We start from the raw sequence: 26310 nt of genomic DNA, 5'->3' as shown, positions 1-26310 counted from the left end.
CGCGTACGACCGCACCGTGCGCCAGCGCATCACGGACGATCCGGGTGGCCGGCCGCGGCGAACCACCGGCCCAACCACGGGGTAAGCGCCACAAGGATGACGGCGAGGGCGGTGATGACCGCCTGCCCGATCCGGCCCGGGGTGATGCCGACCGCCGGGTCCAACACGTAGTTGGCGTACCAGTTGGCGGCCGCATCCGTCACCAGCACCGCGCAGCCCAGTGCGAGCCCCTCCACCCGGCGGGCCGCCAGGAGCAGCGCGGCGACGGGATCCCACAGCGTCAGGGACACGAAATAGACCGTGAGCCACCCCGGCAGGGCGAGCTGCGGCCGGAGCGTCGGTACGAGCAACTGGACGACATGCACCAGGCCGCCGTAGGCGAAGACCAGCACCGCGACCGACACGACCAGCCGGACCACGAGCGGCGCGTCGCGCCATCGGGCGGTGTTCATCGGGCCAGCGCGTCGGCGAGGCGGGCGATGCCGTACTCGTATGCCTGGTCCACATCGCCACCCAGCTTGAAGGCCCCGGCCAGTTCCATGCTGACGAATCCGTTCGCCCACGCGGTGAGCGTGCGTGCGGCGTCCAGGGCGTGGTCCTCGCCGGCGAGGTTCGCGGTCACCCGCAGCACGGGTTCGACGGCGTGGGTCAGGACGATGCTGGGGCCGGCGAGGTCGGATCGCGGTGCGAAGATCAGCTGGTAGCCCCGCGGTCGGGCGTGCGCGAACGCGCGAAAGGCTCGGGCCAGCTCGGCCAACTCGCGGCGTGGGTCGCTGCCGGCAACGATCACGGCGAGCCGTTCCCCGAGGTCGCGAATGGTGGCTTCGGTGATGAGGCGCACCAGGTCGTCGCGGTTTCGCACCCGCTTGTACAGCGACGGTGCGCGCACGCCGACCCGGTCGGCGACGGCCTGCATGGTCAGGCCGGCGATACCCGCTGATTCCAGGATGTCCTGCCCGGCGCGGACGATGGCGTCGACGGAGGTCCGATCGGGCGTCGGCATGCCGCTTCCCTCCTGACCGGGGGTCGGATTCGATGGCTATTGACCATAGCCATGATGGCTACGTACCATAGCCTCATGCAGACGATAGCAATCCCGACACGGGTGCGGCGATGAGGCTCGCCCCGCACCTGCGCCGCATCGGCAACGACATCGTGGCCGTCTACCTCGTCGATACGGACGAGGGGGTGACAGTCATCGACGCGGGCCTGGCCGGGCACTGGCGCGAGCTGCGGGCCGAACTGTCGGACCTGGGCCGCTCGGTGGACGACATCCGCGGCGTCGTCCTCACCCACGGCGACACCGACCACCTCGGGTTCGCCGAACGGCTCCGGCGCGACCACGGCGTGCCGATCTACGTGCACGAGGCGGACGCGGCCCGCGCGCGAGGCGAGGTCAAGGCCGACATGTCGTGGGGCACGATGAAGCTCGGCGCCACGGCCGGCTTCTTCTGGTACGCCATGCGCAAGGGCGGACTTCGCACCACTCACCTCACCGAGGTCGTCGCCGTGCACGACGGCCAGGTGCTGGACCTGCCCGGCGCGCCACGCGTCATCGCGGTCCCCGGGCACTCGGCGGGCAGCATCGCCATCCACGTGCCGATCGCCGACGCCGTCTTCGTCGGTGACGCCCTGACCACCCGGCACGTGCTGACCGGCCAGCGGGGTCCACAACCCGCGCCCTTCACCGACGACCCCCACCAGGCGCTGGCGTCGCTGCGCCACCTCGAGGACGTTCAGGCGACGTGGGTCCTACCGGGCCACGGCACGCCCTGGTCCGGTGGGGTCGCCGAGGCGATCCGCACGATCAGGACCGTCGCCAGCGCCTGAAACGGCCAGCCGGCGTTCACCCCGTAAGGTCACCTCGGCTTCACTGGGGTCGGGGCATCCGGGACATCCGGACACCGCGAGTTCAATGAACCCGAGTTGATCATGCCGCGCGGGAGCGCGGCGCGGGCGCGCGCGGGGGTCGTTCAGAGCGGGCCGGGAAACGTCTGTTCCATCGGCATCGGCACCTGGAGGTACGTGGTGCCGCGCAGGTCCAGCCAGGCCCGGTCCGGTCCACGGACCAGTCGCACCATCACCTCCTCGCAGGAGGGGCAGCGGGCGACCAGACCCGGGGCGTGCGAGTAGACGTGCAGGCTGGCCATCGAGCCGGTCGTCCCGCAGTTCTCGCAACGGCCCATCGCGGTGCTCAGGTCCACGGTGAACAGCTCACGCATCGGGCCGTCGAGCATGTTGCCGTCCAGGTACGACATCTCGGTCATCGGATCTCCTCGGCGTTACGGGAGCGGATGGGCGGTCAGCCGGTGGGGCCGAAGCGTTCGGTCTTGACCCGCCGCGACGGATGACCCAGCCCCACCAGCAGGTCAGCCACGGTCTCCACGAACGCGGTCGGACCGCACACGTAGGTGAGCGGTTCCAGGTCCGGCGGCCAGCCGTGCGTGTTGACGTCGGCCAACCCGACCCGGTGCGGCTCGCCGCGCCAGCCCTCGGGCGCCTCGCGGGTGTAGACGTACGCGATGTCCAGGCCGAAGTCGTCGCGGACCCGGCGGCGCAGCTCATCGGCGTAGATCACGTCGCCCGGGGTGCGCACCGAGTAGATCAGCCGGAACGGCGCCTTGCTGCCGGTCGCCCGCCGCGCCCGGATCATCGCCATCAGCGGCACGATGCCGGAACCACCGGCGACCAGCTGCACCGGCGCGGTCTCCTCGGGCCTCCAGATGAACCAGCCACCGAGCGGTCCGCGGACCTCCACCGGGTCGCCGGCGCCAAAGACATCGATGAGGTACGGGGACACCTCGCCGTCGGGCACCCGCTGGACGGTCACCTCGATGCGTGGGCCACCCGGGCCGTCCACCACGGGCCCGGCGATCGAGTACGACCGGGCCGCCTGGTAGCCGTCCGGCGCGGTGAGTCGCAGGTCGACGTGTTGCCCCGGCAGGTGCCCCGGCCAGTCCGGCACCTCCAGCACCAGGGTCTGCGCGCTCGGTGTCTCCACCCGGCGCTCCACCAGCCGGCCGACCTGCCACCGGTTGGGCGTCCGGCGCTGGGTGCTCGTCGCCACGGCGCGCTCAGTCACCCTGGTACCGCTGCTCGCGCCACGGGTCGCCGTAGTCGTGGTATCCGGCGGTCTCCCAGAACCCCGGCTCGTCCATCGTCTTGAGCCGGAGGCCGCGCACCCACTTGGCGGACTTCCAGAAGTACAGGTGCGGCACCAGCAGTCGGGCCGGCCCGCCGTGCTCGGCGGGCAGCGGCGCGCCGTCGAAGGTGTGCACCACCCAGGCCTGACCGCCGCGCAGGTCGTCCAGCGGCAGGTTCGTCGTGTACCCGCCGTAGGAGTGCGCCAGCGCGAAGTGCGCGCCGGTGTCGACGTCGGCGAGCAGCGTGTCCAGGGAGACGCCCTGCCACGTGGTGCCGAGCTTGGACCAACGGGTGACGCAGTGGATGTCCACCATCGGCGTCTCCTGCGGCAGGGCCATCAACTCCTGCCACGACCACCGGTGCTCGCTGCCGTTCTCGGCGGCGATGACGAACTCCCAGGTGTCCAGGGACACCCGGGGCGTCGGGCCGGCCGAGAGCACCGGGAAGTCCTCGGTCAGGTACTGACCGGGTGGCAGGGCCGGCTCCTGCGTTCGGGGCCGACCCTGAAAGCCCGGTGACACGATTCCCATTGCACAGTCGTACCACCCGCGCCGGCCCGGCCGGGAGCTTTCCCGCGTACCTCCTGGTCGTGCCGGCGCGGTGCGGTCAGTGCCGCTCGGTGACGACCTCGCGCTCCTCGGGCACGTCGCCGCCCCGGGTGGCGCGCAGGCTGGTCAGGGTGACCACCGCCAGCACACCGATGATCACGCCAAGCGAGATCTCGGTGGGGATCTCCCACACGCTGTCCCAGATGCCGTGCGCCCAGTGCAGACCCAGCTTGAGGCCGATGAACGCCAGGATGATGGCCAGGCCGTAGCTGAGGTGCACCAGCCGGCTCAGCGCCGCGTGCAGAACGAAGTAGAGCGCCCGCAGGCCGAGCAGGGCGAACGCGTTGGTGGCGAAGACCAGGTACGGGTCCTCGGTGATGCCGTAGACCGCCGGCACCGAGTCGACAGCGAAGACGATGTCGGTGGCCAGCACCGCCACCACCACCAGGGCGAACGGAGTGAGTGCCCGCTTCGCGCCCTGCCGGACGGTCATCTTCGTGCCGTGGTACTCGTCGACCACCGGCATGATCTTGCGCAGCAGCTTCACCGAGCGCATCTTGTTGATGTCGACTTCCTGCTGGTGCCCGGAGAGGGCGTCACGCAGCAGCTTCACCGCGGTGGCGATGAGGATGATCGCGAAGAGCAGGAAGGCGAAGTCGAGGGTCTGCAACGCCGCCGCGCCGAGGGCGATGAAGATGGCCCGCAGCACCAGCGCGCCGGCGATGCCGTAGAGCAGCACCCGCTGGGCGAGCACGGCCGGCACCGCGAACGCGGCCAGCAGCAGCATGAAGACGAAGAGGTTGTCGACCGAGAGGGACTTCTCCACCAGGTAACCGGTCAGGTACTGCACGCCCTGGTCGGAGCCGTAGCGGGACCAGATCCAGCCGCCGAAAGCGAGCGGCAGCGCGACGTAGAACGCCGACCAGCCGATGGCCTCCCGCATGGACACCTCGTGCGGGCGGCGGGTGACCAGGAAATCGAGCACCAGCAGCAGGATGACGCCGATGATGGTCACCGCCCACAGCATGGGCGTGCCCACCGACGACAGGTCGCTGGCGGCGGACAAATAAGACACTTCGATCATGGCTCTCCTCGAACACCGTCATGTTCGAGGTCTCCTTCACCCATCACCTGATGGGCAACCACCCGAGGCACGCCGGGCGCGCCGTACTGACCGGAATGGTTCGTGGGAAGTACTCCCCTCGCACGACAAGGTTAGGCCCTGCTGAATCCCCGCGCCAAGCGGGACATCAATGGTTGCCCTGGTAAACAGCTGTGCGCGCCGCGGTCAGGCGCGGCGCAGTGTCGCCCCCGGAGCCATCGCCTGCTCCACGAGACCCCGGTAGTCGCGCGGCAACTGGGTGACGACGTCATCGAACTCGCCACCGGTGATCGCCTCCCGCAGGGTGGTGAAGACCGCCCGCGCGGCGTCCCGGGCAGCCGGCTCCTGCACCCCCGCGCGCAACGCCACCCGGGCGACGAACTCGGCCGCCCCGAACCGGTCCGCCTGCTCGGTGCTCGGGCTCGGCTTGAGCACCAGTTGCAACGGCTGCGGCAACTGGGCGGCCAGGTCCAGGACCTCGCCGCCGGTCAGCCGCTCGGCGAACGTCTCCAGGACGGCACGGGTCACCTCGACCGCCCGCTGCGAGGACGTCGCGGTGCGGTGGGAAACCTGGTCGATGAAGGTGTCGTAGTTCATCGCGTACTCCCTTGGGCTCGCGTCGGCGTCGGCGGGTACCCACGGCGGCGGGGCGGAAACGGCGCCGGGATTCCTACGCCGTTCGGGCGTGACCGGCCGGCGGGTGGGTAACCGCCGCCGGTCGTGACCACATCGATGCCCCGAGGGAGCCGACGCCATGGCGAGCTACGCCGACGTCCTGCAGTACCTGTCGAGCCTGGACTACCCGGCCGAGAAGGACGACGTGGTCCGCGAGGCCGAACGGGAGGGCGCCCCGCCGGACGTACTGAAGGCGTTGCGCGCCCTGCCGCCGGTGGACTACGCCAACGGCACCGAGGTGGCCCGGTCGGCCGGCATCGAGGCCGCGCCCGAGGTGGGTCCCGCGCAGCGCGCCGAACAGGCCCGGGACAAGACGCACAACCGGGTCTCGCAGCATCTGCGCGGCATCTGACCCGGCGATGGCGGCCACGGCTCCGACACCGAGGCGTCGCCAATGACCCACACCGGCCCGGCGTCCCGACCGCCGCCCCGACCGCCGGACGCACGCTTCCCGGCCGCCGCCGTGCAACTCGTCGTGGTGGCCGTGGTCGGTGTCATCGCCGGCTGCCTCTTCGCGCTGCTGCTACCCCTACCGCTCGCCGCGCTCGCGGGCTGGGACGTGGGCGCGCTGAGCTGGCTCGCCCTGGTCTGGCACAAGCTCTGGCCGATGGACGCCGAGCGGACCGCCCGGCTGGCCGTACACGAGGACCCGAACCGGGCGATCCGCGACGCGCTGCTGCTCGTCGCCTGCCTGGCCAGCCTGCTGGCCGTGGGACTGGTGGTGGCCAGCGCCCAGAGCGCGCCACCCGGGCTCGACCGGGAGGCGCACGGCGCCCTCGGCGTACTCAGCGTGCTGCTCTCCTGGTTCGTGGTGCACACCGTGTTCGCCGCCCGGTACGCACGGATCTACTACACCGGCCCGGACGGCGGGGTGAACTTCAACCAGTCCGAGCCGCCGCGCTACTCCGACTTCGCATACGTCGCGTTCACCATCGGGACCACGTTCCAGATCTCGGACACCAACCTGACCAGCAACGAGATGCGTCGTACGGTGCTCCGGCACTCGATGGTGTCGTACCTGTTCGGTGCCTTCATCATCGCCGTGACGGTGAATCTGCTGGCCGGCCTGGCCAACTGAGCGGGTGGGTCCGATGGAGGGGGTGGCGCTGGCCCCGGGGACGGCACGGAGCGGCGCGAACGAAGTGCCGGGACAGGCGGGCGGGCGCCCCTGGTCACGAACCGCGACCCGGGGCGCCGCGCAAGCCTGCCCAGGCGGTGAACCGCGTCCGAACCGGTCGCGGCCACCAAGCGGTGGAGGCCCGCCCGAACCGAGCGGTCACCACTGCCGGGTCCAACCATACGACAGAACATCCTCCGTTTGGTCAGAATTTGGCGAAGTGTGGGCCAGGGCACGTCACCGCCGTCCTGTCACCTCCGCGTACCGGTGCTCCAGGTCGACCCGAGCCACCCGTGCGATTTTCGGTCACACCCGGACCGCGTCGGGCCGCGTCAGTTGTGCAGGCCGCCGGTGCGGTCGCGGGCCTTGAGGCGGGTGGTGGGCAGGGCGGGGGCCGGCAGCGGAGGCGCCGAATCGTCGGCGACCACGCCGAACCGTCCGTCCCCAGCCATCCAGTCCGCGCGGGCTGCCGCGATCTCCTCGTGCGAGCGGCCGACAAAGTTCCACCACATGACCAGCGGCTCCTCAAAGGGCGCACCGCCCAGCAACAGCAGGCGGGCCCCGGCCCCGCCGCGCACGGTCAGCTCGCGGCGACCGGAGCCCAGGTACAGCAACTCCCCCGGCTCGAATCCCACCTCGGCGGCCTCGGCGGCACCGGACATCGCCAGCAGGGCGTACTCGAAGTCGGGCCGCAGCGTCAACGTCGTCGGCGCCTCACCGCTCAACTCCAGCTGCACGCCGACCAGCGGGGTGTGCACCACCGCCGGTGACCGTTGCCCGGCGAACTCGCCAACCAGCAGGGTGAGATCCAGGTCGCCGTCGCGCCACCGCGGCAGGTCGGCGTGGTGCGCGAAGTCGGCCGCCCCGGCCCGCGCCGGGTCCGGCAGCGCCACCCAGAGCTGCACGCCGTGCATCACCGGCGGGTGGACGGCCGGCGACCGCTCGGAGTGGGCGATGCCGTTGCCCGAGGTCATCACATTGAGTTGACCGGGCCGGATCGGCTGGACGTTGCCGAGGCTGTCGCGGTGCAGGATCTCACCGTCGAGGAGCCACGTCACCGTCTGCAGACCGGTGTGCGGGTGCGGCGGCACCTCCATGCCGGGCCGCTGCGCCACATCGTCCGGGCCGAAATGGTCCACGAAACACCAGGCGCCGACCATCCGACGGACCCGCTGCGGCAACAACCGCCGCACCGTGGTGTACCGACCCAACGGCACGTCGTGGCCGGGCAACAGCACACTGCCGGGATCCACCTCGGCCACGCCGGGTGGCCGGGTCTGCGCCAGCATCGATTCGGTACGCTCCACCGCCCGACTGTACGCTCACGCCCTCGGGCCGTCGCGGCGCTTCCTGGTCAGGGCTCGCCGAGAGCCGGACGACAGTTCCCGCCCCGCCCCAGGTCGAGCCGGCAGGTACCGCAGCTGCCGGACGGCCGAATCACTCGGTGCCAATCAGGCACGCCCACCGCCGCCGGCGTCGCCAATTTCGCACTCCCACCGCCGCCGGGCGGAGATCTTGGACAGTCTCCGTCTCGCGACGCAAGCAGAAAGTGTCCAAGATCTGCGGGCAACCGCCGATCAGGCCGGTCGATCACCTCCCTGGCATGTCCGAGGGGTACGTGGGGCACCTGACCGCTCGGCCGCGAGCCCCGACCAGCGCGAGCCCCGACCAGCGCGAGCCCCGACCAGCGCGAGCCCCGACCAGCGCGAGCCCCGACCAGGCGGCGGATACACCGCTGGCCGGCACCCCGAGTTGCGGGGTGCCGGCCAGCGGTCGGTGTCGTGCGGGTGGTGCTGGTGCGGTGGTGCGGTGGGTCAGCTGTTCCAGTACTGGGCGACCAGGTCGGTGGCCTGCTGCTCCCACTGGGCGTAGGCGTCCGGGTAGGCCGACACCTGCACGGTCTGCGCGGCCTCGGTCAGCGGCATGTCCTGCCACCCATCAACCTGCTTGAGGCCCTTGAGGAACGCGGTCGTCGAGTAGGCGGGGTCGGTGATCTGCTCCGGCGTACCCCAACCACTGGACGGGCGCTGCTGGAACAGGCCCAACGAGTCGTGGTCGTTGGCGTCACCGAGGTGGCCCAGGTTGTCCAGCTTCGACTCCTGCAGGCTCGTCGCGATTGAGATCACCGCAGCCCGCTCGGGCAGGCCGGCCTTCTTCGTCGCGGCGATGATCGCCTTGACGTTGGCGGTCTTCTCACCGTTGAGGTCGATGTGCGACTGCTCGCCCTGCGGCTTCGGCGCGCTGGTCTGCACCGCTACCGCGACGGGCTTGCCCTCGACCGGGGTGGCGGCGTGGGCGGCGATCGGACCGGCGAACACACCACCGGCGAACGCCAGACCAGCAACGGACAGCACGCTCTTACGCATGATCGTGTTCATGGGGGTAGCTCCTTCGGGGGTAGAACACCCCACCACCAAGAGGGGACACGGCAGCAGGGTGTGAGCACCTCGTCCGGCGCTGCACAAACAAACGGGGAAAGTCTGGGGGTGACGCCCTGTCAGGCGTCGGGGTCGGCGACCTGCCGAGCGGGGGCTCGTGGCGCCGGGTCCAGGTGTAACGACCGGGGGGCCGGGATCATTCCGGGGGTGGCCCATCCATCGGCACCCACCTGAAGGCGGTGCCTGCGGTCGTCCGTGGGGACTGCAACGACCGGAGCGGGTCCCGCATTCCCACCCAGGAGGGCGGGGCGGCGGGCCGGTGGTCCTGCGATCGTCAGGGTGTGTAACGACCCCACCCCGGCCAGCATTCCGGCCCACGGAGGGATCCGGTCACAGCCCACAACCCACCCTGACCGGACAAAACACCCACACCATCTCGCGCCCACGATCTTGAGCCACCAAACGGGCAGTTCCACTCGACTTCAAGAGAGTCGGGCTATCCCGGACCCTCAGTAACCCCGATATCAAGAAAACCGAGTGAATCATGCCCGCCTGGGGCACGCGCGGACTCCGACACGCACCGCGCAGGCACGCACGGACTCCGACACGCACCGCGCGGGCATGCACGGACTCCGACACGCCCCGCGCAGGCACGCACGGACTCCGACACGCCCCGCGCAGGCACGCACGGACTCGGGCCACGCCGCGCACGGCGTACGGGGACCTCGGCCGGGGCGGGTTCACCCGGCGAGGCGGGAGCGTACCTTCGCGGCGCACGCGTCCAGGACGGTCTGCGCGTCCAACCCCAGGCTCTCGATGGCCACCAACGCCGTGAAGGCGACGTCCGCCAACTCCGCCGCGACGTCCTCGCGGGTGTGGGTGACACCTTTGCGAGGATTCTGCCCGAGCAGCCCGATCCAGGCGGCGGACGCCTCCCCCGCCTCCTCGGTCAGCTTGAGGATGCGGCAGGTCAGTTCGGTCTGCCCGGTGCCGTTCGCCGTGTCCAGCCACGTGCGCGACGCTCGGGCCGCCTCCCAGATCAACTCGTCCACGCCGACAAGTCAACCCGACCGGCCCACCCACACCGACAACCGGGTACGTCCGGCCGACCATCCACCAGCACGCGGCGCAAACCGCTTGACCAGCCGATCAGCACAGCCATTGACACATGTCGACGGCGGTCCTAGGTTCAGGACGCTACCGGCCGGTAGGCAACCGTCCCGCCTGGTCGCCCCCAGGGCGACATCCGTCCGATGGGGAGCATCGATGCTGTCCGCACCCGTTCGTACCCTCCGCCGGCTGCTCGCCGCGACCGTGACGCTGACCCTGGCGGTCGGGTTGGCCGGTGCGGCGCCGGCCAGCGCCACCGGTCGCGACCCGGGTGGCGACCAACCGCTGCCCGGCTACACCATCGAGAACCCGCCGTTGGCCCCGCTGGTCGTGGGCGGCAGGTCGACGACGGTACGCCAGGGCGTGCACCGCCACGCCGGCTACATCATCGAGGTCCCCGCCCGGTGGAACGGCAACCTGGTGTTGTGGGCGCACGGCTACCGGGGCCAGGGCACGGTGCTCTCGCCGGAGCCGCCCGCCTTCGGGTTGCGCGAGCGCCTCCTGGAACAGGGGTACGCCTGGGCGTCGTCGTCGTACGACCGCAACGGCTTCGACATCCGCTCCGGCGTGCTGGGCACCAAGGACCTCGCCGACCACTTCGGACGGACGGTTCGCCGTCCGCACCACACCTACCTGGCCGGGGTATCGATGGGCGGCTACGTCATCGGTCGCTCGCTGGAGCAGTACCCGGGCTACTACGACGGGGCGCTGCCGATGTGCGGGGTGCTCGGCGATCAGACGCTGCTCGACTTCTACCTGGACTACAACCTGGTCGCGCAGGCGCTCGCCGAGGTGCCGGCCCATCCCGCCCCGGCCGACTACCTGACCAACGCGGTGCCCCGCATCCAGGCGGCGCTCGGCCTGACGGGATTGACCCCCACCGGGCCGGACACCACCACCGAGCGGGGCAGGCAACTGCGGGCGATCACGGTGAATCGTTCGGGCGGGCCTCGTCCGGGAGCTGACGCCGCGTTCGCGGTCTGGAAGGACTTCCTCTTCTCGATCAGTGTGCCCACCAGCAGCGGCAACTCTCCCGCCCAGCGACCCGGTCAGCTGTCCACGAACCTGCTCACCCGGTACACCCCGAACAGCCCGGTGAACGTCAACGCCACCGTGCGGCGGGTCCCCCCGGAGAACGTCGTGCAGCGGCTCCTGCCGACGCTGACCGAGGTGCCGCGGATCGCCGGTCGGCCCACCGCGCCGGTGCTCAGCCTGCACGGCCTCGGTGACCTGTTCGTTCCGTTCAGCATGGAGCAGGCGTACGCCACCGACGTGGCACGCAACGGTCGCGGCGGGCTGGTGGTGCAGCGGGCGATCCGGGCCACGCAGCACTGCGAGTTCACCCCGGCCGAGGCCGGCGCCGCCTGGGACGACCTGGTGTCGTGGGTACGCACCGGCAAGCGCCCGGCCGGCGACACCGTGACGGACCCGGCCGTGGTGGCGCGGCCCGACTACGGCTGCCGGTTCAGCGACCGGGACGCGTACGCCGCCGGGGTTGGCACCCGCCGCCTCTACCCGGCCTGTTGAACAGAACCGGCCGGCTCCCATCGAAGGGAGCCGGCCGACAACTCGCCGGTGTCACCACATCTGTTGGACGATGTCCGCCGCCTGCTCCTCCCACTGCGCGTACGCGTAGGGGAAGGCGGAGACCTGGACGGTCTGCGCGGCGGCGGTCAGCGGCAGGTCCTGCCAGCCGCCGACGTTACGCAGTGCGGTGAAGAACGCCGTGGCGGCGTACTCCGGGTCGGTGATCTGCTCGGGCGTGCCCCAACCGGACGACGGGCGCTGCTGGAACAGGCCCTGCGAGTCGTGGTCGTTGTACGCGCCGAGGTGGCCGAGGTTGTAGAGCTTCGACTCCTGCAACGAGGTGGCGACGCCGATCACCGCGCCCCGGTCGCCGACGCCGGTCTTCTTGGCCGCGTCCACGATCTTGCGGGCGTTGTCGAGCTGCGCGTCGTCGAGCGGGATGCGCGACTGCGCGCCCTCGATGCCGTGCGGAATGAGCTGGTCGCGGCTGGGCTTGCCGGCCGGCGGCTTGCCGGTGGCGGAGCCGGTGGTCAGCCCGGACTCGACGGGCTGCTCCTCCTGGTGCGCGGGGGCAGCGGCCTTGGCCTTGCCGGTGGCCAGGTCGATGGCGGCCACGGCGCCCTCGTGGGGTCCGGAGGTGACCGGGGCGGCGGCCGCGGTCGGCGCGAGTGCCAGACCGCCGAGGGCAGCCACACCCGCCACGCTCAGCGCGGTCTTGCGGTACGAGTCCTTGGCGATGGCGGGGAGCCATCGAGTGAAGTCGGCCTTCACGATGGTTCCTTTCGATCGTCGGAACGCTCCGGGGTGAACGCTCCTCGGGAGATGACCGCGGAAGAGGGTTTGGTGCTCCGGCGGTACGGGGACACAACCAGGTTCACCTGTCGGGCATTCCGGAAATGCCGGGGCCGGGGTCCGGGGTAGTGCCGGTCACCTGGGGACGTGGGACGGTCGACGCGACCGAGGACATCTCGGCCCGAAACAGACGATCGACGCAGCGGGCAGATCAGGTGCCGTACGGCGTGCCGTAGCGGACCAGCAGGTGCCAGAGTTGCTTCAGATGCTGAAGGGTGTCCGCGATCGGGCCGCGGTCCGCCCACCGGTGCGGTTCGGCGACCACCGAGGCAGCCGCCCGACCGATCAGCGCCGCGTCCACCGGGGCGCCCGGTCGGGCAAACTCCCGGTGCAGGCGCGCCGCCAGCACCGGGACAGCCGGACCCCGGAACTCGGCGTCGACCCGGTCGACGTCCAGCGCGAAGCCGGGGTGCCACCGCAGCGGAAAACCGTACCGCTGGGCGATCGATTCCAGCGTCGCGCCGGTCGGAGTGCCGGCGAAGGACGGGTCCGCCACCAGTGCCCCGACGTCGTGCGCGAGGTCGAGCGGGCCGTGGATCTGGGCCTCCACGTAGTCGTCGAGCGCGCGACCGACCGTGCCCTGCGCGCTCGGCGGGTCCAGCAGCGTCCGCGCCAGGGTGGCGATGTCCGTGCCGGCCCGGCCCAGGCACTCGCCCGTGCTGGCGACGCCGGCCAGCAGCCCGGCGAGCACCGCCTCGAAGGCGTCGGCCGTGCCGACCACCGTCGGGCTGAGATGGCTGTCGCCGAGGCAGAAGGTCGCCCGGGCCAGCACCGCCGGGCGCAGCCGCAGGTGGCAGGAGCCGAAGCGTGGGCAGGCACCGTCCGCGTGGTCGAGCAGGTTCAGGCCGCCGTACGTGGGCCGCTGCGCCGGTGTCACGCCGGGTCGCTGGTACGCGCCGTCGAACATCCGGTGCTCCCAGCGGTCCCGGTCGCCACCGGGGTACGCGGTGAGCCCACCGTTGGAGATCCCGGTGACGAACTGGCTGCGGTACGCCCCGTCCTCGGCCAGGGCGTCGGCGACGGTCCGGCCGTCGGCACACAGCCGGTCGGGGTGGAAGTTGACGGTCAGCTGCCCGGACCGGATGGCCGCCTGCAGGTGCTCCGGTCGGCGGCCGACGTCCGCGGCGGCGAGGTGCCCGACGATGGTGGCCAGCGCGGCGGGGCGCTCGACCACGGCCACCGACCGAACGTACGTGACGGCAGCCGCCTGCGCGGAGGTCAGAGCAGCGGCGCGCAGGCCGTCCCGCTCAGACGTCGCCGTCACGTCCAGGGCCATCGTCGTCCGACCCGGTGCGCAGCTCCTGGAAGATGGTGATGTGCAGATCGGCCGGGGCGTCGAGGCGGGAGTTGAGCGACTGCCACGGCGTGCGGGTGGGCGGAGCGACCTCGCTCGCCCCGGCGGCGACCAACCGGGCCGTGGTCGCCTCGGCGTCGTCCACCTCGAAGGCCACCCGGAGGCGGGGCGCCACCTGTCGACCCACCTCGACCTCGTCGATCATGCGCTTCTGCGCCGGGTTGGCGATCTCCAGGGTGGCGCGGCCGGCGTCCAGGATCACCACCCGGGCGTCGTCGTCGCCGCTGAACGACGCCTCCTCCGGCAGGCCGAGCGCGTCGCGGAAGAACGCCACGGCAACGTCGTGGTCGGCGGCCTCCACCACGAGTCGCAGCTGGCGGACAACGGGGGCGGGCGGGTCGGCGGCCATGTCCGGGATCCTAGCGCCAGGCAGGGGTTAGGTTGGGAGCGTCCAGAGGGGAGCGACAGTGGTCGAGGCGGCGAGCGGTGACGCGTACCTGCTGCACCCGGTCGGGCGGGTCGCCTCGCCGCTGACCGACGCGGCGATTGCGCCACGGCAGGGCGACGAGGGTGCGCCGGCCGCCTGGCTGGTCTTCGACGCGCACGTCGCGCCGGCGCTGCGCGACCTGCGCGCCGGCGCGGACCTGGTGGTGCTGACCTGGTTGGACCGTGCCCGCCGCGACGTGCTGGCGGTGCACCCGCGGGGCGACGATGCCCGACCCGAGACCGGCGTGTTCAGCACCCGATCCCCGCACCGACCCAATCCGATCGGGCTGCACCGGGTGCGGGTCCTGACGGTGGACGGCCTGCGGGTCCAGGTGGCCGACCTGGAGGCCCTCGACGGGACCCCGGTCCTGGACGTCAAGCCGGTGCTGGGCGCGGTCGACGAGCGCTGAGCCGTCGACCGCGCCGCACACCGGGTCTCAGTGGCCCCGGGCCAGCCACTCGTCAAGGTGTGGCGCCTCCGCGCCGATCGTCGTGTCGTCACCGTGGCCGGTGTGCACGACCGTCTCCGCCGGCAGGGTGAGCAGACGGGTCCGGATCGACTCGACGATGGTGCTGAAGTCGCTGTACGAGCGACCGGTCGCGCCCGGACCGCCGGCGAAGAGCGTGTCTCCGGTGAACACCGCACCCAGCTCGGGGGCGTGGAAGCTGCACGCGCCGGGGCTGTGCCCGGGGGTGTGCAGCACCCGCAGCGTGGTGCCGGCCACCTCGATGCCCTGCCCGTCGTGCAACTCGCCGTGCGGCGGCAGGTGCGGGTGGACCATGTCCCAGAGGACCCGGTCGGCGGCGTGCAGCAGCACCGGCGCACCGGTCGCCTCGGCCAGCTCGGGCGCCACCCGTACGTGGTCGTCGTGAGCGTGGGTGGCCAGGATCGCCCGTACCCGCCGCTCACCCACCAGGGCGAGGATCGCGGCCACGTCGTGCGGCGCGTCCAGGACGACACACTCGCTGTCGTCACCGATCACCCAGACGTTGTTGTTCACGTCGAACGTCTGCCCGTCCAGGGAGAACGTGCCGGCGGTGACCGCGTGGTCGACGCGGGCGGTCATCAGAACACCACCACCGAGCGCAGCACGTCGCCCTGGTGCATCCGGGCGAAGGCGGTCTCGACCTGGTCGAGCGCGATCTCCTCGGTGACGAACGCGTCCAGGTCGAGGCGGCCCTGCAGGTACAGCTCGGTGAGCATCGGGAAGTCTCGACTGGGCAGGCAGTCGCCGTACCAGCTGGACTTCAGCGCACCGCCGCGCCCGAAGACGTCCAGCAGCGGAAGCTCGATGCGCATCTGCGGGGTCGGTACGCCGACCAGCACCACCGTGCCGGCCAGGTCCCGGGCGTAGAACGCCTGCTTCCACGTCTCCGGTCGGCCCACCGCGTCGATCACCACGTCGGCACCGAAGCCGCCGGTGGCGGCTCGGATCGCCTCGACCGGGTCGGCCTCGGAGGCGTTGACGGTGTGCGTGGCGCCGAACCTCCGGGCCCAGTCCAGTTTGCGGCTGTCGGTGTCCACCGCGACGATCGTCGTGGCGCCGGCGAGGACCGCACCGGCGACCGCCGCGTCTCCGACGCCGCCGCAGCCGATCACCGCGACCGAGTCGCCCCGGGTGACGTTGCCGGTGTTCATCGCCGCGCCCAGCCCGGCCATCACCCCGCAGCCGAGCAGGCCCACGGCGGCCGGACGGGCGGCCGGGTCGACCTTCGTGCACTGCCCGGCGTGCACCAGGGTCTTCTCGGCGAACGCGCCGATGCCCAGCGCCGGGGCCAGCTCGGTGCCGTCGGTCAGGGTCATCCGCTGCTTCGCGTTGTGGGTGTTGAAGCAGTACCAGGGGCGGCCCCGGCGGCAGGCGCGGCACACCCCGCAGACCGCACGCCAGTTGAGGACCACGAAATCACCGGGGGCCACGTCGGTGACGCCGTCGCCCACCTGCTCGACGATGCCCGCCGCCTCGTGGCCGAGCAGGAACGGGTAGTCGTCGTTGATGCCACCCTCGCGGTAGTGCAGGTCGGTGTGGCAGACGCCGCAGGACTGGATCCGGACGATCGCCTCGCCGGGGCCGGGATCGGGCACCACGATGGTGGTCACCTCGACCGGCGCGCCCTTGCTGCGGGAGATGACTCCCCGGACTTCCTGGCTCACTTCGCCTCCTGCTGGTGGTGTACGGCAGGGCCGGGCGCCGGGTGGGCGGGTGCGCCACGGGCTCGGCGGTGGGCCCCCGGCGAACCTACCGCGCCCACCACGGCCAGCCCAGCCGGCCGGACGGGTTATCGCGGGCGGTGCCGGGTACGCCTGCCGCATTCGACCACGGCCAACGGGGAGTGATCATGAAGCTCGCGCACCTGCCGCTTCGAGTCAGCATCGGCGCGTACTTTCTCAACTCGGGTCTGGGCAAGCGGAACCTGGAGGGCGCCGCCGCCGAGGGCATGCACGGGATGGCGGTCGCCGCCATGCCGCAACTCGGTCAGTTCGACCCACCGCGCTTCGCGAAGCTGCTGTCGTACTCGGAGATCGCCCTGGGGGCCGCGTTGCTCGCGCCGTTCGTCCCGACCCCCCTGGTCGGCCTCGGCCTGACCGCGTTCGGCGCGGGTCTGGTGCAGCTCTACCTGAAGACGCCGGGGATGCGCGAGCCCGGCAGCATCCGACCGACCCAGCAGGGCGCCGGGCTCGCCAAGGACGTCTGGCTCGTCGGCGCCGGGCTGACCCTGGTGTTGGAGGGGTTGACCCACGGCCGCCGACGCCGGTGAGCCCCGCCTGCGGAGCGCGGTGACGAATTCCCGTTCGGTGCGGCCGTTCTACCGGCCGATGCGGCCCCATCGTCGCAACGAGCCACACCGAGCGGCCACCCCGCTGGAACTCCTCTTCGACCTCTGTTTCGTGGTGGCCGTCGCGCAGGCGGCCAGCAGCCTGCACCACGACGTCGCCGAGGGCCACCTCGGCCACGCCGCGGCCAGCTACGCCATGGTGTTCTTCGCGATCTGGTGGTCGTGGATGAACTTCACCTGGTTCGCCTCGGCGTACGACACCGACGACGACGTCTACCGGATCACCACCCTGGTGCAGATCTCCGGAGCGCTGATCCTGGCGGCCGGCGTGCCCCGCGCGTTCGCCGACGGCGACTTCGCCGTCATCACCTACGGGTACGTGGTGATGCGACTGGCCGCCGTCGTGCACTGGACCCGAGCAGCCGCCGGAGACCCACGGCACCGCGCGGCGGCGACCCGCTACGCGATCGGCGTGACCGTGGTGCAGATCGGCTGGCTGCTGCGGCTCACGCTGCCCAGCGAGTGGGGCATCGCGACGTTCGTGCTGCTGGCACTCGCCGACCTGCTGGTGCCGGCGGTGGCCGAACGCCCCGGGATGACCCCCTGGCATCCCGGACACATCGCCGAACGGTACGGACTGTTCACCCTGATCGTGCTCGGCGAGGCCATCCTGGCCATCTCGATCGCGATCCAGACCGGGCTCGACGCGGGCGAGCACGACCTCTGGTCGCTCGCGGCGGCGGGCGCGGTCATCGTGTTCGCGCTCTGGTGGCTCTACTTCGACCGGCCCAGCGAGGCGCCCGACCGGATGCCGTACTCCCTGATCTGGGGCTACGGCCACTACCTGATCTTCGCCGCGATCGCCGCGATCGGCGCCGGCCTGGCAGTGTCGGTGGACGTCGAGCGGCACCTCGCGCACGTCTCCGGGAGCACCGCCGGGTACGCGGTGGCCATCCCGATCGCCGTCTTCCTGCTCACGGTCTGGGTGCTGCACGTACGCCGGCAGCAGCACGGCGCGGTGGTCGTCGCCTTCCCCGTCGTCGCGCTGCTGGCACTGCTCGCGCCGCTCGGCCCGGCCCCGGTGTACGTGCTCGCGGCGCTGCTCGTCGCCCTCGTGACGCTGACCGTGCTGTTGCGCGGCCGCGACGTCGGGCCGAGCGCCAGGGTCCACCCGTCCTGACTCGCCGAAGGACATCTCGGTGCCCGAATTCCGGTGCGGCACCGGGCGTGACAGCCCGAAGGTAGGCAGAATTGCGGCATGCCTCGCCGCCGATGGTTGCTGGCCGATCAGCTCGGGCCGCACTTCCTCGACGACCCTGACCAACCGGTGTTGCTGGTGGAGGCCCTGGACCTCCTCCGCCGCCGACCGCTGCACCGACAGAAGGCGCACCTGATCCTGTCCGCGCTGCGCCACCGTGCCGCCGAGCTGGGTGACCGGGCGCTGCTGCTGCGCACCGACACGTTCCGGCAGGCGCTCGGGCGGGTCGGTGAGCCACTGGAGGTGTGCCATCCGCACTCCCGGGCTGCGCTGCGCTTCGCCCGGTCGGTGCCGGGCCTGACCGTGCTGCCATCGCGCGGCTTCATCACCAGCCAGACCGACTTCGCCGGCTGGGCGGATCGCACGCGACGCGGCCCGCTGCGGATGACCGACTTCTACCGGGACGCCCGCCGCCGCCACGGCGTGCTGAGCACCGCGACCGGACCGGGACGGCGACCGCGCGCCGAGAGCCGCGCCGCGCCTGTCGCACCCCCGCCGATCGTCGAAGATGACATCGACGCGCAGGTCCGCCGCGACCTGGACCGGTGGGCCGCCGACGGGGTGCGGTTCGTCGGCCGGGACGGCCCCCGGCGGCACCCGGCCACCCACACCGAGGCGCAGGCCCGACTCACGCACTTCCTGACCCACCGGTTACCCGCGTACGGCCACTACGCCGACGTGATGAGCGGTGCGGACCCGCTGCTCGCGCACTCGACGCTCTCGTCCTCGTTCAACCTGGGGTTGCTGCACCCGGAGCCGGCGGTACGCGCCGCCGAGCGGGCGTGGCGGGACGGCACGGCCCCCCGTGCGGCGGTGGAGCCGTTCATCCGGGGGCTGCTCGGCTGGCGGGAGTTCCTCTGGCAGCTCTACTGGTACGTCGATCCGCGTCACCGGGGGGCGAACTGGTTGGCCGCGACCGAGCCGGTACCGCAGTGGTTCGCCGAGCTGGACGCCGACGCGGTGGAGGCGCGCTGCCTGGCCGACGTCCTCGCCGCCGTCCGGGATCGGGCCTGGACACACCACACGCCCCGGCTGCTGGTGCTGGCGAACTACGCGTTGCAACGCGGCTGGCGTCCCACCGAGGTGGCGGACTGGTTCCAGCGCTGCTTCGTCGACGGCACCGACTGGGTGATGAACGCGACGGTGATCGGCATGAGCCAGTATGCCGACCTGGCCCGGGTGGACACCCACCCGTACGCGGTGGACGGCACCGACATCGACGAGATCAGCGACTACTGCGCCGGCTGCCGCTACCTCCCGGAGCGGGCGCTCGGCGACCTGGCCTGCCCGTACACCGGGGGTTTCGAGAGTTTCCTGCACCGCAACCGGGTGCGGCTGGCGTTCGATGCGCGCCTCGCCGCCGAGCTGGGCCGTCGCGACGAGCCGGAGCACCGCGAGGCGGTGCTGGCCCAGGAGGAGAAGCGGGGCAGCACGCCACCGTGACCGCGCCACCGGTCAGGCCACCTCGCGGGCCGCGTCGGCGTCGCCGGGGCGTTGCCCAGGCACCCCGGGGGTGGCGGCCGGCCGGCGGACGACGCCCCGGTTCAGACCTGCGACCAGCAGCCGGTTGTACGAGCCCGGCAGGACGCGGGCCAGCAGGTCCGGCAGCTTCGCCGACCAGCCGATCAGCACCCGGCCCCGCCGCCGCTCGACGCCGCGCAGGATCACCTCGGCGGCCCGGCTCGGCGCGATGCTGAGCAGCTTCTCGAACTGCGCCCGGCCGGCCGCGTACTCCTCGGGTGAGACGCCGCTGCCGATCCGGGCGTTCGCCGTGATCCGGGTGCGGATCCCGCCGGGGTGCACCGAGGTCACCCCGATGCCGTCGTCGACCAGCTCGTGGCGCAGCGCCTCGGTGAAGCCGCGCACCGCGAACTTGCTCGCCGAATACGCGGTCTGCCCGGCCGGCGCGATCAGCCCGAACAGGCTGGAGACGTTGACCAGGTGCGCGCCCGGCTCCGCCTTCAGCGTCGGCAGCAGTGCGTGGGTCAGCTGCACCACGGCCCGGAAGTTGACGTCGATCACCCAGTTGAACTCGTCGAACGTCACCTGGTCGAACCGGCCGCCCAGGCCGACGCCGGCATTGTTCACCAGCAGCCGTACGCGCGGGTGCCGCCCGGCGATCTCGACGGCCACCCGGGCGGTGGCGCCCACGTCGGCGAGGTCCACCAGGTACGTGTGCACCTGCCGGTCCGGGTGGTCGGCGCGGATCACGGCGGCGACGGTGTCCAGCCGCTCGGCGTCGCGGTCCACCAGGACCAGGTCGGTGCCCCGCTCGGCCAGCGCGTGCGCCAACGCCGCGCCGATGCCGCTGGCCGCCCCGGTGACCACGGCTGTCGCGCCGGTGAAGTCGAATCTCCGCACGGTCGGTGCTCCTCCGCTGACGGTCACCGGCGAGCCGCCGGACGGGACGGGACGGGACGCCGGGTGGGCGCGGTGGCGCGGGAGAACCGCACCCCCTCGTCGGTGAGCCGACCGTGGCGCATCAGCAGCACGTCGCGTGCGTAGTTCTGGTGCAGCCGCCAGGGTGCGCGCACACCCTGGCGGGGCAGCGCGTCGACACCGCGCAGCACGTAGGAGGAGCGCAGGTCGATCAGCGGCACGCGCCCGTCGTCGGTGGGTGGCAGCGGCGTGACGACCTGCTGGTCGGTGCGGTCCAGGTGGCGCAGCAACCGGCAGACGTACCCGGCGACCAGGTCGGCCTTGAGCGTCCACGACGCGTTGGTGTAGCCGAGGGTCAGCGCGAAGTTCGGCACCCCGGACAGCATCATGCCCTTGTAGGCCACGGTGCTCGCAAGGTCGACCCCGGTGCCGTCCACGCGCAGGGTCAGGCCACCCAGGGCGAGCAGGTTGAGCCCGGTCGCGGTGACCACGATGTCGGCGGGCAGTTCCGCACCGGAGGTCAACCGGACACCGTGCGCGGTGAACGTGTCGATGGTGTCGGTCACCACCGACGCCCTGCCGTCACGCACGGCCGTGAACAGGTCGCCGTCGGGCGCCACGCAGAGCCGCTGGTCCCACGGGTCGTACCGGGGCGAGAAGTGCCGGTCGACGTCGTACCCCACCGGCAGCAGGCGGGTCGCGGTCCGCCGCAGCGCCCGCTTCACCAGACCGGGGGCGCGCCGGCTGAGCTGGAAGGCGGCGGTGGACAGCAGCACGTTCTTCCAGCGCACCACCGGGTACGCGACGGTCGCCGGCAGCCGCCGCCGTAACGCGTCGGCCAGCCGGTCGCGCGAGGGCCGGGCCAGGACGTACGTCGGTGAGCGCTGGAGCATGGTCACGTGGGCGGCCCGCTCCGCCAGGGCCGGCACCAGGGTGACCGCGGTGGCGCCGCTGCCGATCACCACCACCCGAGCGCCGGTGTGGTCGAGGTCGTCGGGCCAGTGCTGCGGGTGAACCAGCCGCCCGGTGTACGCGTCGACGCCGGGCAGGGCCGGGGTGTATCCCTCGTCGTAGCGGTAGTAGCCGGTGCAGGCGAACAGGAGAGAGCAGGTCAGCACGACGGTTTCGGCGGTGTCGGTGCGTTGCGCGTGCACCGTCCAGCGGGCGGCGCCGCTGTCCCAGTCGGCGCGCACCACCCGGTGTCGGAAGCGGATGTGCCGCCGCACGTCGTACTCGCGGGCGGTCTCCCGCACGTACTCTCGGATGGTGGCGCCGTCGGCGATGGCCTTCGGGGCGGTCCACGGCTTGAACGAGTAGCCGAGGGTGAACATGTCCGAGTCGGAGCGGATGCCCGGGTAGCGGAACAGGTCCCAGGTGCCGCCGACGGCGTCGCGCGCCTCCAGCACCGCGTACGTCTTGTCGGGGCAGTCCCGGCCCAGGTGGCAGGCGGCGCCGATGCCGGACAGGCCGGCGCCGATGATCAGCACGTCGACGTGGTCGGAGGCCATCGAGTTCCTCCATCCGGGGCGGTGGTCGGACACTAACACCGCGCCCGGATGGCCGGAAACCGTCGCGACAGCCCTAGTCGGACGCCTTGCTGAAGATCATGATCCAGTTGGTCTCCCAGGTCTGCTCGCCGTCGACGGAGAACGCCTGCTCCCAACGGGCCGTGGTCGCGCTGATGTCCGACCAGATGAACCGGCACCGCACCGGCCGGCCCTCGTGCTGGTCGTCGGCGTAGAAGTGCCCCACGCCGTCGACGAAGCGGCCCACCATCGGCGGCAGCCCCAGCACCCCGTCGACACTGCTCACCCAGTAGATCGACCACTCCTGCCGGGCCGGGTTGAAGACCCGGACGGTGGCGCCCGCGGAGCCCTTCGTCGGGAAGGTGATCTCGTCGAAGTGGCCGCCGCCGCCGAAGAAGCCGTGCGCGACGGACACCCCGGGAAACTCCTCCCACTCGTCGGAGCCCACCAGCCGCTTGCGCAGCCGCCGGTTCACCACGTTCCAGGTGCCCACAAAGAAGTCGAAGTCGCCCATCAGCGGCCCACCGGCCCTTCCGCTCGCGTGTCGTTGAGATATCCAGTCAGGTCGGGGGTCTCCGGCGCAAGCACGTGCCGAACCCAGGCGGCCCGCTCGTGTTCCAGCACCGCCAACTCCCACACGCACCCGACCGCGGGCTGACGGACCTGCACGAAGTGGGTCGGGTCCTCGTCCGGGCAGTCCAGCGCCGGTTGCCCGGCCGCGGCGACCCGGACCTCCACCGCGTTGTCCCACACCCAGGAGTACGCCAGCAGGTAGGCGCCGCTGTCCGCGCCCCGGTGCAGCACCACCCACCCGGCGGCCGGGGTGCCGTCGTCGACGAGGTCGACGAGCAGCAACGGCAGGTGCTCGTACGCGGCCTTCTCCACCTCCGGTTCGATCGGCTGCTCCGGCTGGTCGATGTGGTAGCGCTTGAATTGTCTGCCGCCCACGGTTATCGGTCCGGGCGTGCGAAGTTCCTTGTCGCGAAATGCCATGCCGGGACGGTATAACCGGTCCCCTGACAACTAGTGTCAGTGAAGTGCGGGCTTCTCGACTTCTCTCGTTGCTCCTGCTGCTCCAGCAGCACGGCCGATTGACCGCCGCACAGCTCGCCGAGCGGCTGACCGTCTCTCCCCGCACGATCTACCGGGACGTGGACTCGCTGCACGCCGCCGGCATCCCGCTCTATGGAGAGGCCGGGCACGCCGGCGGCTACCAGCTGGTCGACGGCTGGCGGACCCGGCTGACCGGGCTCACCGCCGGGGAGGCCGACCGGTTGTTCCTGGCCGGGTTGCCCGGTCCGGCCGACGAGCTGGGCTACGGCGACGTGGTGGACGCGCTGCGACTGAAGCTGCACGCCGCGCTTCCCGCTCCCCTGCGCGACCGGGCGACCCAGCTCCAGCAACGCTTCCACCTGGACACGCCCGGCTGGTACGCCGACGGCGACGCCTCCCCCGAGCTGACCCGCACGGCCGAGGCGGTCTGGCAGCAGCACCGCGTCGAGGTGCGCTACCGCGGGTGGAACGGCGAGGTGACCCGGGTGCTGGAGCCGTACGGCCTGGTGCTCAAGGGCGGCCGCTGGTATGTGGTGGCCGACCAGCCCGGCCGAGGCGCTCCGGCGACCTACCGGGTCAACCAGATCCTCGCGCTGACCCCGCTGCCGCAGGAATTCGTCCGACCGGCCGACTTCGACCTGCCGGCCTGGTGGCAGGCGCACGTGGTGCAGTTCCGGGCCCGCCTGCACCGCGACGAGGCCACCGTCCGGCTCTCCCCCGCCGGCCGGCAACGACTGCGCGAGATCGGCAGCGATCCGGTGGTGACCGCGATGGACGCCAGCGCCCAGCCGCCGGACGCGCGGGGTTGGCTGACCGCGGTGCTGCCGATCGAGTCGCTCACCCACGCCCACGGCGAGTTGCTCCGCCTCGGCGCCGACGTCGAGGTGCTGACCCCGGTCGCGCTGCGTGAACGCTTGGCGGCCACCGCCGCCGGGCTCGCCGCCCTCTACGAGACTCACCGACAGCACGACCCCGCCAACGGCGTGACGTAGGTCGCTCGCGTTGGTCGGTGGCACCGGTCTGGGAGACTCTGGGGTTGTGGATGCGCTCTCGGTACGGGGACTTAGCCGCAACTTCGGCGACCTGGTCGTGCTCGACGACGTGAGCTTCACGCTCCCGGCGGGCCGGATCGCGGTGGTGCTGGGCCCCAACGGCAGCGGCAAGACCACCCTGCTGCGCTGTGTGGTGGGCGCGGACCGGCCGGACGCGGGCGAGGTGCTGGTGCAGGGCCGCCGGGCCGACGAGACCGATCCGCAGGTGCGGGCGCTGGTGGCGGCCGCCCTGGACGACATCGACTTCTTCCCCGACCTGTCCGTGGTCGAGCACCTGGAGCTGGTCGCGTACGCCCACGGGAGCAACGCCGAGCCGGTCGAGGAGGTCCTGGCCGAGTTGGGTCTGGAGCCGGCCCGCGACCAGCTGCCGGTGACCCTGTCCAGCGGGCAGCGCCGCCGGTTGGCGCTGGCGTCCTGTTTCGTCCGGCCGCGTCGGGTGCTGATCCTCGACGAGCCGGAGCAGCGCCTCGACGTACGCGGGCGACAGTGGCTCGCCGAGCGCCTGCTCAGGGAACGGGCGGCCGGCACCGCCGTGCTGCTGGCCTCGCACGACCCGGAGTTGATCGACGCGGTGGTCGACGAGCGCATCGAGATCGGCCGGTGAGCGCCCCACCGGCCACCATCGCCGACACGCCGACCGGGGTGCCCACCGCCCGGCAACTGCGGACCCACCTGCGCCGGGCGCGCAGCCGACACCACGATCACTCCTTCGGCGACGTGCTGGGCGACGCGTACGTCATCGTCCTGTTCACCGGCATGTACGGCTGGTTCGCGATCAGCGCCAGCCGCGACCTGCTGGATTCCCCGACGGTGGGGCAGTCGGAGCCGGGGGTGCGCTGGTGGCTGGCGCTCGCCGCGCTGCTGGCCGGCACCGGCCTGGCCTGGCGTGGCCTGCGCGCGCTCGGCCCGCTGCTGGTCACCCCGGCCACGCAGAGCTGGGCGACGAGCGCGCCGGTCGACCGGCGGGCGTGGCTGGCGCCGCGGTTCTTCCTCCTGCTGGTCGGCGCCGCGGTGGGCACGGCGGCGCTCGGGTTGGCCGTGGCGGCGCTCGGCGGGGTCAGCGATCCGGCGGCGCTGGGCGGGGCGGCCGGGGCCGGCGCGGGCTGGGGCGCGGCGGCGCTGGCGCTCAGCGTCGTCGCCCAGAGCAGCCGGGCGGGTCGGCGGTGGCCGGCGGTGGCCGGCGCGGCGCCGATGGTGGCGGCTGCCGTCCTCACCGCCGCGGTGGTGCTCCTCGGTCACCTCGGCGACGGGCTGCCCCGGCCGGCGGCGACGCCGACCGTCGCGCTGTTCGCCCTCGCGCTGCCCCTCGCCGGGCTGGGCACGATCCGCGCGGTCCGCGCGCTGCCCCGGGTCGACCGGGCCACCCTGACCACCGGCGCGCAGTTCGCCAACGCCGCCGCAACGGCGACGATCCTTCTCGATCCGAGCCTGCTCACCGGCCTGGTGGAGAGCCGGCGGTGGCGTCGGATCGGCCGGGTCCGCAGCCGCCGGTTCCTGCCCGGCCCCGGCTGGTGGGCGTTCCTGCAGGCTGATGTGCGCCGGTTGCGCCGCCACCCGAGCGCCCTGCTGATCTGGGCGACGCTGATCGGAGTGCAGTACGCTGCCGCGCTCGCCCTGCCCGGGTTGGCCGGGGCCGCGCAGGTGGTGTTCGCCTACCTCGCCGCCAACCGGTTGACCGGTGGCCTGCGCTCGATCAGCCGGTCACCCGGACTGCGCCGGGCACTGGGCGGCAGCGACGCCCTGCTGCGTGGGGTCCACCTGGTGGTGCCGGCCGTCGGCGCGGGCCTGTGGTGGTTGCTGACCCTGCCGACAGTCGAGCCGGGGCCGTCCTGGCTGGCACCGACGCTGGCGCTGGGAGTGGTGGCCGCCGCGTTCCGGGCCGGCACCCGCCCGCCGATCAACTACGGTGGCGCGACCGTCAACACGCCGTTCGGCATGATCCCGGTCGACCTGATGCGCCAGGGCTCACGCGGGCCTGCGCTGCTCGCCGTGCTGGTGCTGGTGCAGCTCTTCCTGGGCTGACCACCTGTCGTT

The 26310-nt window shown here is 72.2% G+C and carries 30 protein-coding genes; 11 read left to right on the top strand and 19 right to left on the bottom strand.

Annotated features, from left to right (window positions below; translation table 11 throughout):
* Window positions 1-29: 29 nt before the first annotated feature.
* Both ACFYPM_RS19120 and ACFYPM_RS19115 read right to left on the bottom strand, forming a co-directional pair.
* Window positions 30-452: a hypothetical protein gene (locus tag ACFYPM_RS19120; RefSeq protein WP_387198342.1), complete on the bottom strand. Its 423-nt coding sequence runs from the start codon at window positions 450-452 to the stop codon at window positions 30-32.
* Window positions 449-1003 carry a TetR/AcrR family transcriptional regulator gene (locus ACFYPM_RS19115; RefSeq protein ID WP_387198338.1) on the bottom strand — a complete coding sequence of 185 codons (555 nt, stop codon included), beginning with the start codon at window positions 1001-1003 and terminating at the stop codon, window positions 449-451. The genes ACFYPM_RS19120 and ACFYPM_RS19115 overlap by 4 nt, the downstream gene beginning before the upstream one ends.
* Window positions 1004-1113: 110 nt before the next feature.
* Here ACFYPM_RS19115 and ACFYPM_RS19110 point away from each other — a divergent pair, with 110 nt between their 5' ends.
* Window positions 1114-1830, top strand: coding sequence for an MBL fold metallo-hydrolase (locus ACFYPM_RS19110; RefSeq protein ID WP_387198335.1), 717 nt, complete (start codon window positions 1114-1116; stop codon window positions 1828-1830).
* Between the two features lie 143 nt (window positions 1831-1973).
* Here the strand turns inward: ACFYPM_RS19110 and ACFYPM_RS19105 are convergent, their stop codons facing one another.
* The 5 genes from ACFYPM_RS19105 to ACFYPM_RS19085 form a co-directional block, all read right to left on the bottom strand.
* On the bottom strand, window positions 1974-2267 hold the full coding sequence (locus tag ACFYPM_RS19105; RefSeq protein WP_357239179.1) for a DUF6510 family protein: 294 nt from the start codon (window positions 2265-2267) through the stop codon (window positions 1974-1976).
* A 35-nt stretch (window positions 2268-2302) separates the two neighbouring features.
* Window positions 2303-3067, bottom strand: coding sequence for a ferredoxin reductase (locus tag ACFYPM_RS19100; protein ID WP_387198885.1), 765 nt, complete (start codon window positions 3065-3067; stop codon window positions 2303-2305).
* 7 nt (window positions 3068-3074) lie between these two features.
* Window positions 3075-3674 (bottom strand): sulfite oxidase-like oxidoreductase, encoded by a 600-nt coding sequence (locus tag ACFYPM_RS19095; RefSeq protein WP_387198331.1) that lies wholly within the window; start codon window positions 3672-3674, stop codon window positions 3075-3077.
* A gap of 76 nt (window positions 3675-3750) precedes the next feature.
* Complete coding sequence (locus ACFYPM_RS19090; RefSeq protein WP_387198328.1) at window positions 3751-4776, bottom strand: TerC family protein; 1026 nt, start codon at window positions 4774-4776, stop codon at window positions 3751-3753.
* 204 nt (window positions 4777-4980) lie between these two features.
* On the bottom strand, window positions 4981-5391 hold the full coding sequence (locus ACFYPM_RS19085; RefSeq protein WP_387198325.1) for a DUF2267 domain-containing protein: 411 nt from the start codon (window positions 5389-5391) through the stop codon (window positions 4981-4983).
* A gap of 157 nt (window positions 5392-5548) precedes the next feature.
* Here ACFYPM_RS19085 and ACFYPM_RS19080 point away from each other — a divergent pair, with 157 nt between their 5' ends.
* Window positions 5549-5821, top strand: coding sequence for a DUF2795 domain-containing protein (locus tag ACFYPM_RS19080; protein WP_328654669.1), 273 nt, complete (start codon window positions 5549-5551; stop codon window positions 5819-5821).
* Between the two features lie 42 nt (window positions 5822-5863).
* The gene (locus ACFYPM_RS19075; RefSeq protein ID WP_387198321.1) at window positions 5864-6547 is read left to right on the top strand and encodes a DUF1345 domain-containing protein; all 684 of its coding nucleotides are present in this window, start codon (window positions 5864-5866) and stop codon (window positions 6545-6547) included.
* A 371-nt stretch (window positions 6548-6918) separates the two neighbouring features.
* Here the strand turns inward: ACFYPM_RS19075 and ACFYPM_RS19070 are convergent, their stop codons facing one another.
* The 3 genes from ACFYPM_RS19070 to ACFYPM_RS19060 all read right to left on the bottom strand — a co-directional run bounded on the left by ACFYPM_RS19070 (window position 6919) and on the right by ACFYPM_RS19060 (window position 10016).
* The gene (locus tag ACFYPM_RS19070) at window positions 6919-7893 is read right to left on the bottom strand and encodes a pirin family protein (RefSeq protein WP_387198318.1); all 975 of its coding nucleotides are present in this window, start codon (window positions 7891-7893) and stop codon (window positions 6919-6921) included.
* A 507-nt stretch (window positions 7894-8400) separates the two neighbouring features.
* On the bottom strand, window positions 8401-8964 hold the full coding sequence (locus tag ACFYPM_RS19065; protein WP_387198315.1) for a hypothetical protein: 564 nt from the start codon (window positions 8962-8964) through the stop codon (window positions 8401-8403).
* Window positions 8965-9704: 740 nt separating this feature from the next.
* Window positions 9705-10016 carry a MazG-like family protein gene (locus ACFYPM_RS19060; RefSeq protein ID WP_357239204.1) on the bottom strand — a complete coding sequence of 104 codons (312 nt, stop codon included), beginning with the start codon at window positions 10014-10016 and terminating at the stop codon, window positions 9705-9707.
* A gap of 214 nt (window positions 10017-10230) precedes the next feature.
* Here ACFYPM_RS19060 and ACFYPM_RS19055 point away from each other — a divergent pair, with 214 nt between their 5' ends.
* On the top strand, window positions 10231-11601 hold the full coding sequence (locus ACFYPM_RS19055; RefSeq protein WP_387198312.1) for a hypothetical protein: 1371 nt from the start codon (window positions 10231-10233) through the stop codon (window positions 11599-11601).
* A gap of 51 nt (window positions 11602-11652) precedes the next feature.
* On the opposite strand, the gene ACFYPM_RS19050 is transcribed toward ACFYPM_RS19055, so the two are convergent.
* From ACFYPM_RS19050 to ACFYPM_RS19040, 3 genes are all read right to left on the bottom strand, one after another.
* Complete coding sequence (locus ACFYPM_RS19050) at window positions 11653-12372, bottom strand: hypothetical protein (RefSeq protein ID WP_357239212.1); 720 nt, start codon at window positions 12370-12372, stop codon at window positions 11653-11655.
* 232 nt (window positions 12373-12604) lie between these two features.
* Window positions 12605-13717: a DUF3626 domain-containing protein gene (locus tag ACFYPM_RS19045; RefSeq protein ID WP_387198309.1), complete on the bottom strand. Its 1113-nt coding sequence runs from the start codon at window positions 13715-13717 to the stop codon at window positions 12605-12607.
* Window positions 13701-14156 carry a VOC family protein gene (locus tag ACFYPM_RS19040; RefSeq protein WP_387198306.1) on the bottom strand — a complete coding sequence of 152 codons (456 nt, stop codon included), beginning with the start codon at window positions 14154-14156 and terminating at the stop codon, window positions 13701-13703. The genes ACFYPM_RS19045 and ACFYPM_RS19040 overlap by 17 nt, the downstream gene beginning before the upstream one ends.
* A gap of 58 nt (window positions 14157-14214) precedes the next feature.
* Here ACFYPM_RS19040 and tsaA point away from each other — a divergent pair, with 58 nt between their 5' ends.
* Window positions 14215-14643 carry a tRNA (N6-threonylcarbamoyladenosine(37)-N6)-methyltransferase TrmO gene (gene tsaA, locus ACFYPM_RS19035; protein ID WP_387198303.1) on the top strand — a complete coding sequence of 143 codons (429 nt, stop codon included), beginning with the start codon at window positions 14215-14217 and terminating at the stop codon, window positions 14641-14643.
* Between the two features lie 27 nt (window positions 14644-14670).
* Here tsaA and ACFYPM_RS19030 read toward each other — a convergent pair whose 3' ends face one another.
* Window positions 14671-15300, bottom strand: a complete 630-nt coding sequence (locus tag ACFYPM_RS19030; protein ID WP_387198300.1) for an MBL fold metallo-hydrolase — start codon at window positions 15298-15300, stop codon at window positions 14671-14673.
* Window positions 15300-16385, bottom strand: coding sequence for an S-(hydroxymethyl)mycothiol dehydrogenase (locus ACFYPM_RS19025; protein WP_387198298.1), 1086 nt, complete (start codon window positions 16383-16385; stop codon window positions 15300-15302). Before ACFYPM_RS19025 ends, ACFYPM_RS19030 begins: the two co-directional genes overlap by 1 nt.
* Before the next feature lie 185 nt (window positions 16386-16570).
* On the opposite strand from ACFYPM_RS19025, the gene ACFYPM_RS19020 reads away from it, so the two are divergent.
* The 3 genes from ACFYPM_RS19020 (at window position 16571) to ACFYPM_RS19010 (ending at window position 19709) form a co-directional block, all read left to right on the top strand.
* Window positions 16571-16990, top strand: coding sequence for a hypothetical protein (locus ACFYPM_RS19020; RefSeq protein WP_387198295.1), 420 nt, complete (start codon window positions 16571-16573; stop codon window positions 16988-16990).
* 19 nt (window positions 16991-17009) lie between these two features.
* Window positions 17010-18188: a low temperature requirement protein A gene (locus ACFYPM_RS19015; protein WP_387198293.1), complete on the top strand. Its 1179-nt coding sequence runs from the start codon at window positions 17010-17012 to the stop codon at window positions 18186-18188.
* A gap of 78 nt (window positions 18189-18266) precedes the next feature.
* The gene (locus ACFYPM_RS19010) at window positions 18267-19709 is read left to right on the top strand and encodes a cryptochrome/photolyase family protein (RefSeq protein ID WP_387198290.1); all 1443 of its coding nucleotides are present in this window, start codon (window positions 18267-18269) and stop codon (window positions 19707-19709) included.
* A gap of 12 nt (window positions 19710-19721) precedes the next feature.
* Here the strand turns inward: ACFYPM_RS19010 and ACFYPM_RS19005 are convergent, their stop codons facing one another.
* The 4 genes from ACFYPM_RS19005 to ACFYPM_RS18990 form a co-directional block, all read right to left on the bottom strand.
* The gene (locus tag ACFYPM_RS19005) at window positions 19722-20627 is read right to left on the bottom strand and encodes an SDR family NAD(P)-dependent oxidoreductase (RefSeq protein ID WP_387198287.1); all 906 of its coding nucleotides are present in this window, start codon (window positions 20625-20627) and stop codon (window positions 19722-19724) included.
* 23 nt (window positions 20628-20650) lie between these two features.
* Window positions 20651-22153, bottom strand: coding sequence for a flavin-containing monooxygenase (locus ACFYPM_RS19000; RefSeq protein ID WP_387198284.1), 1503 nt, complete (start codon window positions 22151-22153; stop codon window positions 20651-20653).
* A gap of 73 nt (window positions 22154-22226) precedes the next feature.
* The gene (locus ACFYPM_RS18995; protein ID WP_387198281.1) at window positions 22227-22685 is read right to left on the bottom strand and encodes a hypothetical protein; all 459 of its coding nucleotides are present in this window, start codon (window positions 22683-22685) and stop codon (window positions 22227-22229) included.
* Entirely contained in the window at window positions 22685-23164 is a 480-nt protein-coding gene (locus ACFYPM_RS18990; protein WP_387198278.1) for a hypothetical protein, read from the bottom strand. The genes ACFYPM_RS18995 and ACFYPM_RS18990 overlap by 1 nt, the downstream gene beginning before the upstream one ends.
* 44 nt (window positions 23165-23208) lie before the next feature.
* Here ACFYPM_RS18990 and ACFYPM_RS18985 point away from each other — a divergent pair, with 44 nt between their 5' ends.
* The 3 genes from ACFYPM_RS18985 to ACFYPM_RS18975 are packed head-to-tail and all read left to right on the top strand — an operon-like array spanning window position 23209 to window position 26298.
* Complete coding sequence (locus tag ACFYPM_RS18985; RefSeq protein ID WP_387198275.1) at window positions 23209-24216, top strand: helix-turn-helix transcriptional regulator; 1008 nt, start codon at window positions 23209-23211, stop codon at window positions 24214-24216.
* Between the two features lie 46 nt (window positions 24217-24262).
* Window positions 24263-24880, top strand: a complete 618-nt coding sequence (locus tag ACFYPM_RS18980; RefSeq protein WP_387198273.1) for an ATP-binding cassette domain-containing protein — start codon at window positions 24263-24265, stop codon at window positions 24878-24880.
* On the top strand, window positions 24877-26298 hold the full coding sequence (locus ACFYPM_RS18975; RefSeq protein WP_387198270.1) for a DUF6297 family protein: 1422 nt from the start codon (window positions 24877-24879) through the stop codon (window positions 26296-26298). Before ACFYPM_RS18980 ends, ACFYPM_RS18975 begins: the two co-directional genes overlap by 4 nt.
* The last annotated feature ends 12 nt before the right edge of the window (window positions 26299-26310 follow it).

The organism is Micromonospora sp. NPDC005203 (assembly GCF_042872705.1).
Taxonomy (GTDB): Bacteria; Actinomycetota; Actinomycetes; order Mycobacteriales; family Micromonosporaceae; genus Micromonospora.
The sequence above is the reverse complement of the archived record's forward strand: the minus strand, read 5'-3'. Positions and strand labels throughout refer to the sequence as shown.